General features: G+C 47.0%; 13 protein-coding genes. 12 read left to right on the top strand and 1 reads right to left on the bottom strand.

Annotated elements, in window-relative coordinates; all coding sequences use genetic code 11:
- The first annotated feature begins 125 nt into the window (after positions 1 to 125).
- Genes NFU07_RS10625 through NFU07_RS10610 form a run of 4 tightly spaced genes read left to right on the top strand, consistent with a single transcriptional unit; the run spans position 126 to position 4,529 of the window.
- Positions 126 to 1,628 carry a class I adenylate-forming enzyme family protein gene (locus tag NFU07_RS10625; protein ID WP_251477851.1) on the top strand — a complete coding sequence of 501 codons (1,503 nt, stop codon included), beginning with the start codon at positions 126 to 128 and terminating at the stop codon, positions 1,626 to 1,628.
- A gap of 31 nt (positions 1,629 to 1,659) precedes the next feature.
- A complete protein-coding gene (locus NFU07_RS10620; protein ID WP_251477848.1) occupies positions 1,660 to 2,841 on the top strand; it encodes an acetyl-CoA C-acetyltransferase in 1,182 nt (393 codons plus the stop codon).
- Positions 2,834 to 3,736 (top strand): NAD(P)H-dependent flavin oxidoreductase, encoded by a 903-nt coding sequence (locus tag NFU07_RS10615; protein ID WP_251477845.1) that lies wholly within the window; start codon positions 2,834 to 2,836, stop codon positions 3,734 to 3,736. The genes NFU07_RS10620 and NFU07_RS10615 overlap by 8 nt, the downstream gene beginning before the upstream one ends.
- Positions 3,720 to 4,529: an enoyl-CoA hydratase-related protein gene (locus NFU07_RS10610; protein WP_251477842.1), complete on the top strand. Its 810-nt coding sequence runs from the start codon at positions 3,720 to 3,722 to the stop codon at positions 4,527 to 4,529. The genes NFU07_RS10615 and NFU07_RS10610 overlap by 17 nt, the downstream gene beginning before the upstream one ends.
- Before the next feature lie 49 nt (positions 4,530 to 4,578).
- Here NFU07_RS10610 and NFU07_RS10605 read toward each other — a convergent pair whose 3' ends face one another.
- Positions 4,579 to 5,163, bottom strand: a complete 585-nt coding sequence (locus NFU07_RS10605; RefSeq protein ID WP_251477839.1) for a hypothetical protein — start codon at positions 5,161 to 5,163, stop codon at positions 4,579 to 4,581.
- A gap of 172 nt (positions 5,164 to 5,335) precedes the next feature.
- On the opposite strand from NFU07_RS10605, the gene NFU07_RS10600 reads away from it, so the two are divergent.
- The 8 genes from NFU07_RS10600 to NFU07_RS10565 all read left to right on the top strand — a co-directional run bounded on the left by NFU07_RS10600 (position 5,336) and on the right by NFU07_RS10565 (position 14,242).
- Positions 5,336 to 6,898, top strand: coding sequence for a fatty acid--CoA ligase (locus NFU07_RS10600; protein ID WP_251477836.1), 1,563 nt, complete (start codon positions 5,336 to 5,338; stop codon positions 6,896 to 6,898).
- Positions 6,899 to 6,965: 67 nt separating this feature from the next.
- Positions 6,966 to 7,358: a hotdog fold thioesterase gene (locus NFU07_RS10595; protein ID WP_235197972.1), complete on the top strand. Its 393-nt coding sequence runs from the start codon at positions 6,966 to 6,968 to the stop codon at positions 7,356 to 7,358.
- Between the two features lie 157 nt (positions 7,359 to 7,515).
- Positions 7,516 to 7,659 carry a hypothetical protein gene (locus NFU07_RS10590; protein WP_251477834.1) on the top strand — a complete coding sequence of 48 codons (144 nt, stop codon included), beginning with the start codon at positions 7,516 to 7,518 and terminating at the stop codon, positions 7,657 to 7,659.
- A gap of 119 nt (positions 7,660 to 7,778) precedes the next feature.
- Positions 7,779 to 8,741 (top strand): hypothetical protein, encoded by a 963-nt coding sequence (locus tag NFU07_RS10585; RefSeq protein WP_251477832.1) that lies wholly within the window; start codon positions 7,779 to 7,781, stop codon positions 8,739 to 8,741.
- 107 nt (positions 8,742 to 8,848) lie between these two features.
- A complete protein-coding gene (locus tag NFU07_RS10580; protein ID WP_251477828.1) occupies positions 8,849 to 10,513 on the top strand; it encodes a formate--tetrahydrofolate ligase in 1,665 nt (554 codons plus the stop codon).
- Positions 10,514 to 10,515: 2 nt separating this feature from the next.
- Positions 10,516 to 10,737 (top strand): hypothetical protein, encoded by a 222-nt coding sequence (locus NFU07_RS10575; RefSeq protein ID WP_235197976.1) that lies wholly within the window; start codon positions 10,516 to 10,518, stop codon positions 10,735 to 10,737.
- 164 nt (positions 10,738 to 10,901) lie between these two features.
- Positions 10,902 to 11,408 (top strand): RrF2 family transcriptional regulator, encoded by a 507-nt coding sequence (locus tag NFU07_RS10570; protein WP_235197977.1) that lies wholly within the window; start codon positions 10,902 to 10,904, stop codon positions 11,406 to 11,408.
- Positions 11,405 to 14,242: a YhgE/Pip domain-containing protein gene (locus tag NFU07_RS10565; protein ID WP_251477825.1), complete on the top strand. Its 2,838-nt coding sequence runs from the start codon at positions 11,405 to 11,407 to the stop codon at positions 14,240 to 14,242. The genes NFU07_RS10570 and NFU07_RS10565 overlap by 4 nt, the downstream gene beginning before the upstream one ends.
- The last annotated feature ends 16 nt before the right edge of the window (positions 14,243 to 14,258 follow it).

Raw genomic sequence — 14,258 nt, 5'->3', positions numbered from 1 at the left:
ATTCTAAGGTAAGAATTTTCTGACAAATATCCGCTTGTTTATTTTCATAACTACTTTTTCACTCGACAAAATGAAAACCCTTACAGAATCTGATATCTTCATCATTTGTCTTAAGGAGGAAAAATATGTTCATAACCGAAAGCATTGCCCGATACGCTGATAGCCAGCCGGAAAAGATCTACACGACTTATGAAGGGAGGACATGGACATACCAGTCCTTTTATGAAAAGGCGAAACGCGTGGCGAGCTATTTTCAAAATAAAGGCTATGAAAAAGAAGATATTATCGCGTTGTATGCTTTAAACTCGGATATTTTCCTCGTCTGTTATTTTGGGATTCAATTAGGTGGATTTACTGCGATGCCCGTAAACACCAAATTAGCAGCGCCGGAAGTGGAATATATTTTCTCGAATTCCAATGCGAAAGCGCTGATCTACGATGTCCGGATTGAAGAGACGATCCACGGAACTGCGCATCAATTCCAGGACGTGCTTCAAATTGGCGGCGGCAACACAATAGGAAGCGTGATTGCTGACGAAGCGCTGCATTTCCAGCGAGTCGCACTCCAGCCGGAAGATACGGCAGTGGTCATGTATACTTCCGGGACGACCGGCAAACCGAAAGGCGTCATGCTGACTCATGCTAATATCCAGGCGGCGGCTGAAATTTGGTCGGAAGCGATGGCCATTACAGAAAATGACCGGATGTTGGTTGCAACGCCGCTCTTTCATTGTGCAGCAAGCCATGTATTCGTTGTGCCAGTCACCTATATGGGCGGATCCCTTATTATAGAAGAAGCTTTTTCCCCTGATCGCACCGTCAGCATGCTTCAAAAGTCGGCGCCAACGATGTTCTTTGGCGTACCGGCCATGTACAGCATTATTTTAAATATGCCGGCGATCCAAGAAACCAAATTGCCGGAACTCCGGTTATTTTGCTACGGGGCTGCACCTATGCCGTATGAGCTGGTCAAAAAGCTAAAAGAAATATTCCCGGGAGTCGGCCTTCAAAATTGCTATGGCCAAACGGAAAATGCACCGGCGGCTTCTTCGTTAAAGGATGAATTTGCATTAGGGAAAATCGGTTCAGTGGGCGAAGTGCTGCCTCAAACGGAAATACGCATTGCGGATGAATTCGGCGAATCGTTGCCTGTTGGACAAGTCGGTGAAATTGTCGTCAAAGGCCCGCAAGTGATGAAAGGCTATTTGCGGAACGAAGAAGCGACTCATCAGACGATCCGGAACGGCTGGCTTTATACCGGTGACCTGGGAAAATTCGATGAAGATGGATTGTTGTATATCGTCGACCGAAAAAAAGACATGATCATCCGCGGGGGTGAAAATGTCTATCCCGTTGAAGTTGAAGAAGTCCTTTACCAAATCCCTCAATTGCTGGAAGCGGCAGTAGTCGGGGTGCCGCATGAAGTCTATGGTGAAGTGCCGAAAGCTTACGCTGTGAAGAAACAAGGGCAGGAAATTTCAGAACAAGAAATTAAAGATTATTGCGCGACGCAATTAGCCAAATACAAAGTGCCGCTGGAAGTTGAATTCATGGAAGAATTACCAAGAAACGCCTCTGGAAAAGTGTTGAAGCATACATTGCGGAAAGTGGAAAATACGGTTTCGTAAAGAACTGGAAATTCGAAAGGGGAATAATGAAATGGAAAACGTGTACTTAGTGGACGGAGCGAGAACGGCGTTTACAGCATTTGGCGGGTCTTTTGCCAATGTAGAAGCAACGGAACTTGGAACAGCAACCGCGATTGAAGCGTTAAAACGTGCGAACGTCAAAGCGGAAGATATTGACCACGTCATTTATGGAAACGTCATTCATTCCAGTTTGAACGCGGCCTATTTAGCAAGGCATATCGGGTTGAAAGCGGGAGTGCCGCAAGAAGTGCCGGCGCTTACATTAAACCGCCTTTGTGGTTCGGGGGCGCAGGCTGTTGTTTCAGCGGCGCAGCATATTTTGCTTGGGGAAGCGGATCTTGTGCTGGCGGGTGGTGCAGAGAATATGTCAATGTCGCCTTACTCGAATTTCAAGCAGCGTTTCAATGGATCCAAGATGGGCAATATGCAATTTGAAGATATGCTGACTGCCACGTTGACCGATCAATATACCGGCAATGGCATGGGCATGACAGCGGAGAAACTGGCTGAACAGTATTCGATTTCACGCGAAGAACAGGATGCGTATGCCGTAGAATCCAACCAAAAAGCTGCAGCGGCCTCGAACAATGGCGTATTTGCCGAAGAGATTGTCAGTGTTGAAGTAAAAACAAGAAAAGGCACTACGCTCATTGATAAAGATGAACATATCAAACCGGACGCCAATGTCGAAAAACTCTCGACACTGCGCCCTTCCTTTAAAAAAGAGGGTACGGTAACAGCTGGAAATGCATCCGGCATCAATGACGGCGCGGCTTCAGTCGTAGTAGCGGGCCAAGCGGCCGTCGACAAGCATGGCTTAAAGCCGATTGCCCGAATCGTTTCTTGGGGAGTTGCAGGTGTCGATCCGACGGTTATGGGAATCGGACCGGTGCCAGCGATTAAACAAGCCTTATCACGTGCAGACTTATCGTTGGAAGATATTGACCTCATTGAGGTAAATGAAGCATTCGCTGCGCAGTATCTAGCTGTAGAAAAAGAATTAGGGCTCGACCGTGCTAAAGTGAACGTCCACGGAGGTGCCATTGCACTTGGGCACCCGGTAGGAGCTAGCGGAACCCGGGTCTTGCTCTCAGCAGCCTATGAACTGAAGCGCCGCGGAGGGAAATATGCGGTCGCGAGCCTATGCATTGGTGGCGGGCAAGGGATTGCGGTGGTGATTGAACGTGCTTAAATTGCCCGTTATCGTCTCTCCGATGTTTCTCGTCTCTACGCCTAAAATGGTCATCGAATCCAGCAATGCAGGTGTCATCGGGTCATTTCCTTTATTGAATGCCCGGCCGATTGAGCAATGCGCGGCTTGGCTGGAAGAAGTAAAGACTGCACTCGGTGATAAGCCGTGGGCTGTCAATTTCATCTGCCATAGGGGTTCGAATAAACGCTATGAGGAAGATTTGGAAATGATCCGGCGCTATGAGCCGCCCATCGTCATCACGTCGCTGGGCTCGCCGGCTGATGTGATTGAAATCGTCCACGCTTATGGGGGACTGATCTATTCGGATGTCGCGAATGTCCGGCATGCGAAAAAAGCGGCAGCAAGCGGAGTCGATGGCTTGGTTCTAGTGAGTGCAGGGGCTGGCGGCCACGGGGGAACATTAAATCCTTTTGCTTTCATTGCTGCAGTGAAAGCCTTTTATGAAGGGACCATTATCTTATCCGGATCTCTTTCGACCGGGGCGGATGTCGCGGCTGCCAAAATGATGGGGGCTGACTATGCGTACATGGGCACCCGCTTTTTAGCAGCTGAAGAAAGCAATGCCCCGGAAGATTACAAGCAGATGGTCATCGACTCTTCGATTGAAGATATCCTGTATACCGATTCGTTCAGCGGAGTGCCTGTGAATGTGCTCGTCCCGAGCTTGATCAAACAAGGAATCGATCCGAAAACCTTGAAGCCGAAAGAGGAGATTGATCTGTCGCATTTAGTCAATGCAAAAGCATGGCGTGATATCTGGTCTGCTGGCCACGGCGTGACAACCATCACGAAACGGGAGACGACTAAAGAGATTGTTGAAACCTTGATTGCCGAGTATGAGGAAGGAGTGGCTAAACTTGTACGAAACGATTAAAACGGAACTAAAAGAGGGCATATTGACGCTCACCTTAAACCGTCCGGATCAAATGAACGCGTATACGGAAAAAATGAATGAAGAACTTCTGGATTTTTATAAAAATGTAAACCAGGATGACGCAGTCCGTGTCATTGTGGTGACCGGAAGCGGCCGGGCATTTTGTGCAGGCATGGATTTATCCGAAGGAGGCTCCACGTTTTCATCAGAGCAGTCCGCCGAAGATTATCGGGATCTAGGCGGACAGGTGAGCTTGCAGGTCTATGAAGTGAACAAGCCGATTATCGCTGCCATCAACGGACCAGCTGTCGGCATCGGGATGACGATGACTTTGCCGATGGATATCCGGATTGTGAAAAAAGATGCGAAAATCGGATTTGTGTTCGGACGGCGCGGGATCGGCCCGGAAGCAAGTTCAGGTTGGTTCTTGCCGCGGCTTGTCGGCATCGGGAAAGCGTTGGAATGGACGCTGACTGGCAGGTACATTCCAACGGGCGAAGCCGTCAGAAGCGGACTGGTTCAATATGAGTCGGATGAGCCGCTGGCAAAAGCTTATGAAATTGCACGCGAGATTGTCGAGAACACAGCTGCCACTTCGAATAGTTTTACACGGCAGCTGTTATGGAAGATGCTGGGGCAAGACCATCCGGAAGCTTCCCATTTAATTGAATCGAAATTTCTGCACTGGGCAGGGCAAAATGCAGATGCCAACGAAGGCATCCAGGCATTCGTTGAAAAACGGAAAGCTGAATTCCCAATGAAATCAAGCCAACTGCCCGAGTTTTTTAAATGAAGAAAAGGAGTGGCCCCAAATTAGTTTGGGATCACTCCTTTTTCTTTTATTACACTTTCGTGTCGATGTATTTATAGATGCTTTGGAAATCAGCGGGGATGTTCGCAGCATTCTTCATTACATCGGTATACCAAGTGTCCAATTGAGCCAGTTCATCGGTGCTTAGGCTTTTCCCGTTCGCCGCTTTGTCGACAAAGCTATTGATGCCGTTCACCCGGTTTTGGAAATGAGGGATGTGCTGGCGAAAACGATCGGCGATTGTCGGATTGAACAGCATTCCGAGATGAATAATCCCATTATTGATGTATTCTTCCGCATACAAAGCCGCTCCTGCTACTGCTAATTGATCAGCGAGCTCAGGCTTTTCCGTTTTCTCCACGGTATGCGGCATTAATTTTTTTACAGTCGCAAGAATGGCCAGCAATTCTTGCTGCTGTTCTTTGGACAAGCCGTTTTTTGTGTCGAAGTGTTGGAAAATCTCGCTGGTTTTATCCAGCAATGATGGCAGGCTATCGATTTCAAGCGTTTCAGGTACAGCCCCGAGCATGCTTTTCACTTTTCCGTAGACGAATAAACGCTGAAGATACCCATAAAGCAAAACAATGCCGTTGTATTGAATTTCTAAAGGATTCATTTCCGTAGCCTCCAATCTGTTTTATCTTTACCCATTATACCGATTCTTAAAAAGTTAAGACAAATCGCTTAAATTTTCTGAAAAGTTATTGCGTTGTTTATATAAATCTGACATCATTATAGGTAGAAACAAAATGAATAGCTGTTCATAAAAAGGCGAAGGGGTTGGGGGAATGTACGCAACGCTCGGCAGAATTTTTGATCAGACAGTGAGTAAATTACCGGACAAAGAAGCGATTGTGGATTTGCGAAGAGGCTATCGATGGACGTACCTCCAGTGGGATGAAGAAGTAAACCGCTTAGCCCATGCCTTAACAGCAGCGGGTGTCGAAAAAGGGGATCGTGTTTCAACCTATCTTTTTAATAATATTGAACTGCCGACTGCCATGTTTGCTTGCGCCAAAATTGGTGCGATATTCAATCCGATTAATTTCCGTTTGAAGTCTGAAGAACTTGCTTACATTTTAACTGACGCCAGCCCTAAGATTGTTTTATTCGAAGAAGCCTTGAAAGAACCGGTAGCTGCCATCCAAGCGGATTTCCCGAATATCGGCTTCTGGTTCATCGATGCAGAAACACCTGATTATGCGAAGAACTATAACGAAGTCACCCAGGCTTCACCATCGGAAAAACCGGTTGTGGAAGTTGAGGAAACGGACACTTATGCCATTATGTATACGAGCGGTACGACGGGACGGCCAAAAGGCGTGATCCACCGCCACCGCGACATGGCAGAACAGAGCTTGGTGTGCATCGCATTATTGAAATATACACCGAAAGACATCGGTTTAGTCGCTGCACCGATGTTCCATTGTGCGGAATTGCATTGCAACATCATTCCGCGTGTCCAGTCAGGTGCATCCAGCATCATCATGCATCAATTTCACCCGGCCGTTGCATTGGACATCATTAAAAAAGAAGGCATCACCGTGATGTTTGCAGTGCCGACCATGTGGAGCATGATGGCGCAAATGGAAGGGGCAGCGGCTAAAGTCGACACATTGAGATGCGGATTATACGGCGCAGCTCCGATGGCGCCGGTCCTTGTCAAACAAGTAAAAGAAGTGCTCGGCATCGATTTGATCCAAGCTTATGGCCAAACTGAAATGGGGCCTGCCATTACGTTTCTTGCAGAAGATGAGCAGCTGACCAAAGCGGGTTCTGCCGGGCGGGCTGCCTACAACCATGAAATCCGGATTGTCCAACCCAATGAAAACGGACCATCAGAACCGGATGACATTTTAAAGCCTGGCGAAGTTGGAGAAATCATCGTTAAAGGCCCTTCCATGATGGTCGGGTATTTTAATCGGCCGGAGGCAACAGAAAAAGCGCTCTATAAAGGTTGGTATCATTCAAGTGATCTCGGGTTCATGGATGAAGACGGCTATTTGTATGTGGCAGACCGTGTCGATGATATGATTATCAGCGGCGGTGAAAATATCTATCCGCGTGAAGTTGAAGATGTCCTTCATGAACACGAAGCGGTGATGGATGTAGCGGTTCTTGGCGTGCCGGATGAAAAATGGGGAGAATCGGTGCTTGCGTTCATCGTTTCAAAAGACCCTTCTTTGACAGCGGAAGCGTTAGAAGAATTTTGTATAAAAAATGAAAATTTGGCACGCTTTAAGCGTCCGAGACATTATCGTTTTGTGGATGAACTGCCGCGGAATGCCAGCGGGAAAATCCAAAAATTCCTCTTGCGCGAACAAAAAATAGAAAGCGGTTCCAATTCCTAGCGATAGCATGCAATCTTTTGCATTTCTAGGAAATGAGTTTGATTGAAGAGAAGGGAAGTTGTAGTAGATGAAGATGAAGCCAGTAGAACAGACCATTGCAGGAGTGCTCGGCATTGAATTTACCGAAATGGAGGAGAATCGGGTAGTGGCCACAATGCCGGTCCACGCAGCCACGCATCAGCCTTTTGGCCAGCTGCATGGAGGCGCTTCTGTCGTACTTGCCGAATCAGTAGCAAGTGTCGGCACCTGGAACCTGATCGACCAGGAAACTGAGTATGCGGTCGGTTTGGAGATCAATGCCAATCATATTAGAGGCAAGCAAGATGGTCTTGTGACAGCAATTGGTACACCGCTTCACAAGGGGCGGACGACCATGGTGTGGGACATTAAAATTGTCGATGAGCAAGACCGGCTTATTTGTGTTTCGCGCTGCACCGTTGCGATTGTGAAGAAAAAATAAAACGAAGCCCTATCTCCTGGTCTATTAGGAGGTAGGGCTTTATTGTTAGAGAACGAAAATAGGGCTTAAACTTCGATTCTTTTATTATCATGATTATCCGTTTATCAATTTCTTATCAGGGAATAAGGGGGATAACATAAATTTAGGGAGGGATTGCATGGCTAGAGATAAAAATAAAGATGAGTTGCAGAACAAGCAATTGGAGCAGGAATTCAGAGAACAGGCTCAAGAATCTCGCGATGACATGGATTTTCCGGAAGAGCGCAGAAACACTGCAGATTCGGATGATAAGGAAAAATGACGGTTGATTGAAACTCTCCCCGCATCCCGGACTTCCCGGTCTGCGGGGGTTTTTGTTTAAAGGGCTTTTGTCTGCGTGATAAAATATACATAAACAGATCAAGAAAGTGAGTGGAAAAGATGTTTAATTCCATAACAGAGTTGATGGAAGCGAAAGCTTATCAAGATAAACGAGCCATTTCCTGGAACCGCATTTGTGAAGAAGAGGCGTTGTCTGAAGAATTTATCCGTGCCAACAGCGGACAAGTCAACTGGTATTTGGTATCGGCTAAGCAAGTGCTTTCGGAAGCTTTTATCCGGGAGTTCAGCCATCGCTTGTACTGGCAGGAAGTTGCGGCAGCACAGGAACTTTCTGAGCGGTTCATCGAAGAGTTCAGCGAAGCGGACAAGTGGCAAGCGGAGCAAGAAGGCTTATCGAATCGCCAATTGAAGACCTTGGAGAGAGAAGGAGAAGAGTTCAGTGAAAAACATTATTGGGCCCTTATTTCGATGAAGAGGAATGTCAATAATGGCAAAGGCTTATCTCCGGCTTTTATCGAAAAGCACCAAGACCATTTATCGTGGAAAGCGCTCTCGCTGTTTCAGGATTTGCCCATGTCATTGATTGACCGCCATCCGGAGAAGGTCGATTGGAACAGCATTACCCGCAGCCAAAAACTGTCTGAGCGTTTTATCGAGAAGTATCGGCATTTAGTGGAGTGGGAGACGATTTCTTTTCATCAAAATCTTTCCGAGCGATTTATCAACCGCCATCATTCAAAGATGAATTATATCTCTGCTGAAAAAGAGCGTTCGGAAGGGTTCATCTATAACCATTTAGAAAAAATGGATGCGGCTTCAGTAGTCGCCCATCAAAATTTGCGCAATGTAAAGAAATACGAACCGTTCACCATTTACGTTATTGAAAAAAATGGCTTAAAAAAATACATTATCAAATTCCATGAAGAAGGTTATTCGGAATCCGGTGCGATTCGCATTGCTGAAGACGAGGAACTTTATGAACATTTAGAAGAGAACGGTTTATATGCCGTGATTGAAGAAGATTTTCCAGAATTGATTTTAAGCGGATTTTTCAAATTTTAACTGAACTCGCCAATTATAGGCAGCCGTCTCGTTTTTCTAAGAGGCGGCTTTTTCTTTTCTGCAGAGGGCAGGTTATAATAAAAGAAAAATTGAAAGTGGGGAAATGAATGACGAATACGGATTTGTCCATTGCTTCAAATGCCAAGATCTTACCCATACAGAAAATCGCAGAGAGAGCCGGCATTCCAGCTGATGCGCTTGAGCTATACGGAAAATACAAAGCGAAAATAGACGTCCAAGCATTGCCGAAAGCTGCAAGACTCGGAAAAGTGGTATTGGTGACGGCAATCAGTCCGACACCTGCAGGAGAAGGCAAGTCTACAGTTACTGTAGGGCTTGCAGATGCATTCGGCCAATTGAAGGAATCGGTCGTTGTGGCTCTTCGTGAACCATCGCTTGGCCCGGTTATGGGCGTAAAAGGCGGTGCCACTGGAGGCGGCTATGCCCAAGTCTTGCCGATGGAAGATATCAACCTGCATTTCACAGGAGACATTCACGCCATCACTTCTGCTAATAACGCGCTTGCTGCTTTTATTGATAATCACCTGCACCAAGGCAATGAGCTGCAAATCGATCCGAGGAGAATTACATGGAAACGGGCTCTCGATATGAATGACCGGGCGCTCCGCCAAGTGACGATTGGACTTGGCGGACCTGCACAAGGAGTGCCGCGCCAAGACGGTTTTGATATTACAGTAGCTTCGGAAATCATGGCAGTCCTGTGTTTAGCCACTTCTATAGAAGACTTGAAAGAGCGCCTTGCCCGAATGGTCATCGGCTACACTTACGGAAAAGAACCGATCACCGTACGGGACCTTGAAGTTGAAGGTGCCCTTGCGCTGCTTTTAAAAGAAGCTTTTAAACCGAACCTCGTACAGACAATCGAAGGGACGCCCGCAATTATCCATGGCGGCCCGTTTGCGAATATCGCCCATGGCTGCAATTCTTTAATGGCGACAAATACAGCAAGGCAGCTTGCCGATATTGTGGTGACCGAAGCCGGCTTTGGTGCGGATCTCGGCGCTGAAAAATTCATGCACATCAAATCGCGAAAAGGCGGATTCCATCCGGATGCCGTGGTGATTGTGGCGACCGTTCGGGCCTTGAAGATGCATGGCGGAATTGCTAAAGGTTTATTGGGTGAAGAAAATCCGGAAGCGGTAAGACGCGGCATGGTCAATTTGGCAAAGCATGTAGATACGATCCGTCAATTCGGTATTGAACCGGTTGTGGCGTTAAACCGCTTTGTTACAGACAGCGACTCTGAAATTGGCGAGATTATGGGATGGACAGCAGCTGCTGGCGTTCAAGTGGCTTTAACAAATGTGTGGGAGCAAGGCGGAGTAGGCGGTTTAGAGCTGGCAAAGTTGGTCAAACAGGAATTGGACCGTCCGACAAACTTTACTCCATTATATGATGAAACCGACTCTGTGGAAGAAAAGCTTCAAACCATTGTGCAAAAAGTCTACGGCGGCGCAGCGATTCAATTGACGGACCAAGCCCAAAAACAACTGGCCGAATTAAAAAAATACGGTTGGGACGAGTTGCCGATCTGTATGGCGAAAACACAGTATGCCTTATCAGACCAGCCGAAATTGCTTGGCCGTCCTGAAGGATTCACTGTCACGATCCGGGAGATCATCCCGAAACTTGGCGCAGGCTTCCTAGTTTGTTTGACTGGCGACATTATGACGATGCCTGGATTGCCTAAACAGCCGGCAGCATTGAAAATGGATGTCGGTGCGGACGGAAAAGCTGTTGGGTTGTTTTAAGGATGAAACATGAAATTTCACTTATTGATTATGTAGAACAAGGGAATTCGATTTATATTCAATTAACGGTTTTCGATGGGAATCTTCAGCAAAATTTTCAAAATGAAGTGCGTTTTTTAGGCGAGTTATTATATGGTGAACTTGTCCATCCGAAGGCTTCTCCGCTAACGGAAAGCTGCAGGCTTGAAGTGATTGCCTACTTAAAAAAATATTTTAATCGCTAAGATTTAGAATTCCCTTTGCTTCGACTGCCGTTGAAGCAAAGGGAATTTTTTATTGACGGAGGGCAATCTAAGTCTTGCAATCCGAATGAGAAAGTGGTTTAATACTTTATGGATATAATTTATCCATAATGGATAAAAAAAGTAGAAGTAAAGGGGCGTTAAGTATGCAGCTAACAAAAAAAGTGGAACAGGCGATTTGCATCATTGTGTTGCTCGCAACGCAAGAAAGCAGCGCGCCATTAGCTTCGGATGAAATCAGTAAACGACTGGGCGTATCGCCTTCCTATATGAAAAAAATCACGAGAAAGCTCGTTGTACAAGGAATTGCTGTGTCGGTTTCAGGAAATAACGGCGGCGTTTCTCTCGCCAAATCAGTGGATGACATCAGTATGCTGGATATCATTGAAGCAATGGAAGGGCCGATCCAGATGTATCCGGACACCGGCTTGATCAGCCTGGCTTTTCATGATGGAAAATACGCTAAACGCGGCCAAAATATTTTGCGGAATGTATTCGCACAAGGAGACAATCTGCTGATCGAGTATTTTTCGAAAGTGTCAGCAGGAGATTTATTGAAAGAAGGATTTGGAGTGGAAAATTTACCGACTTTGAACTGGAACCAAGAGTCTTTGAGCGATGTATTGCCATGGGAACAAGGTGATGACAAGTGAATACGCTGAAAACCGAATGGAAGAAACTGCTTTCTAAGCCTTTATTGATGGGTACAATGTTTGTATTGATGTTCATTCCGATCATTTACGGAGGATTTTTCCTTGGGGCTTCATGGGATCCTTACGGCAAAACAGATCGTTTGCCGGTAGCTGTCGTCAATCAGGACCAGCCGGCAGAATACGAAGGAACGCAACTTGCAGTTGGCGATGAACTCGTAGATAACTTAAAAGATAACCAGGATCTTGAATGGCATTTTACGGATAAAAAAGAAGCGGAAAAAGGAATGGATGAAGGGAAATACTTCATGGTTTTGACGATTCCGGAAGATTTTTCATTTAATGCTTCGACGGTGATGGGGGTTCAGCCTAAACCGATGAATCTTCAATACGAAACCAATCCTGGACGCGGATTTTTCATTGAAGCTGTGAGCAAACAAGCGACAGCCGATATTCGGGAACAAATTTCTGAAAGTGTCACAAAAGAATATGTAAAAGCGGTTTTTGACCAGATTCAGACAATTGGAGATGGTATGGACGAAGCAGCAGATGGGGCAGTGCAACTTACGGACGGCGCTGCAGAAATCCATAAAGGAAATGCAACGCTCAGTGAAAAACTAGGGGAACTGGCAACGGGTACGTTAACTTTCAAACAAGGTGCTGAAAAACTGGAAGTGGGTGCTGGCCAGTTTGCAGCGGGAGCTGCGCAATTGGATGAAGGTGCCGGCCAGCTTCGAACTGGAGTATTTGCGTATACCGATGGAGTCGGCCAATTGCAAAGCGGCATCGCCGGTTTAGCTGACGGGACTTCCCAGCTTACAGCAGGCGGGGCAGAACTTGTCGAAGGGTCGGCGGCCTTAGCAGACGGCCTTGGAACCTTGCTTCCGGGTGCACAGCAATTGAATAGTGGATTGGCAGATGCTGAAAACGGCAGCGGCCAACTAAATGCAGGGCTTCAAGAACTGCAAACCAAAACGGCTGAACTGGCTGGGCCGGATTCAGGAATCCAGCAATTAGCAAATGGGCAGCGAGCGTTGAATGATGGCCTTGATGAATTGGCAGCGGGAAGTTCTTCTTTAGAAGAAGGTCTTAAAGCCCTTCAACAAGGATTGCCGAGCCAAGACCAAGTCAATAGCCTTCAACAAGGGCTTGCGAGCATCCGGGAAAATGCAGCGAAATTAGCAGCGGTTGCTTCTGCAGGAGATGCCAATGGGGCAGCTTCGCTGCAAGCGAACTTGTCGGCAGCGAAGCAGGCATTGGATGAATTGCAGATATCCTCATCGAATGCAGCAGAAGCAGTAAAAAACACATCCACCTATAATGCATTGGCGCCGGAGCAGCAAAGTGAATTGATTGCTGCCATCGAACAAAGTGCTGCAACGCAGTCAGCCAATCAGCAAGCGTCTATCGACAAATTAGCTGGAAACTTGGCAGCGATCAATTCAGATTTGAACAATAGTATTTTACCGGCGTTCCAGTCGCTTGGATCATTGCCGGAACAAGCAGCTGGCTTGTCTGGTGCCATCGCTCAAGTGAACCCGGCTGCAAGCGAAGCTTTAGGCGGATATGAAACCATTCAGCAAGCGCTAAATGGCAAATTGATTCCAGGAGCTGGATCGCTCACAACAGGCATCAATGAAGCTGCCGCAGGAAGCGGACAATTGCTTTCAGGAGTCAATGAAGCGGCGAGCAGTTTACCGCAGCTGGCGGGAGCAGTGGATAGTTTGGCCAAAGGCAGCGAATCGTTGAATCAAGGGGTTTCCGCATTATCTGCCGGGTCTAACGGATTGGTGGAAGGTGCAGGAGCATTAAAAGAAGGTTCAGCGCAGCTTCAGCAAGGAACGGCTGCCTATACGGAAGGCGTCGCTAAAGTGGCAGATGGAACAAACGAACTAAAACAAGGGGCCGATGAACTTGCAGGAAATTCGGCTGCTCTTCAATCGGGAGCAGATGATTTAGCCTCTGGAATTTCTTCGCTGAACAACGGCGTGCCGACACTCATTAATGGGGTCAATGAACTGGCCGGCGGAGCAGGGGACATTGGCGACGGAGCGCAAGCATTGGAAAGCGGTGCAGGAGAATTGGGCGAGGGAGCTGCCAAGCTGGAAACAGGTTCAACGGAACTTGCTGATCGTTTGGCGGAAGGAGCACAAGAAATCAACGGCACTGATTTGTCGGATGCCAACTACGAAATGATTGCGGCACCGGCATCAGCTACCGAGAGCAAAATAAGTGAAGTGCCTAACTACGGCCACGCAATGGCCCCGTATATTTTGTCATTAGGCCTCTATGTAGGTGCTTTGTCTTTCAACTTAGTCTTTCCGATCAACGGACGTCCAAGCCAGCCCACTTCCGGAGCTGCTTGGTGGCTCAGTAAGTTTTTGCTCGGCTTTGTCCAAGCGACTGCCGCAGCCTTGATTGTGGATGCCATCATGATTTTCGGCTTCCATTTGCAAGTGGATCATGTAGGCGAATTTATCGCCATTTCAATTATTACTTCATTGGCTTACATGTTCTTAATCATGTTCTTGAGCATTGCGCTTGGAAATCCGGGGCGTTTTGTCGCCATGATTATTCTTGTTCTTCAGCTTGGAGCAAGCGGTGGGACATTCCCAGTCGAATTAACCAATTCGTTTTTCCAAAAAGTGCATGATTTCGTTCCAATGAGCTATGCGCTTCTCGGTTTCCGGGAATCGATGTCATCAGCTTATGGAAGCGAAACGTTCATTTTAAGCGTATCCATTCTTGGTGGTTTCGTTTTGGCTTTCAATCTTATGCTTTGGGCGGTTTTAAGTGTAAGAAACCATAAATTGGCGAAATTGACTGCTTCAAATTAATCAAAATCATCTTCGT

The sequence above is a fragment of the Planococcus sp. NCCP-2050 genome, from assembly GCF_023708025.1.
GTDB lineage: Bacteria > Bacillota > Bacilli > Bacillales_A > Planococcaceae > Planococcus.
This window is presented reverse-complemented; position numbering and strand designations above follow the sequence as displayed.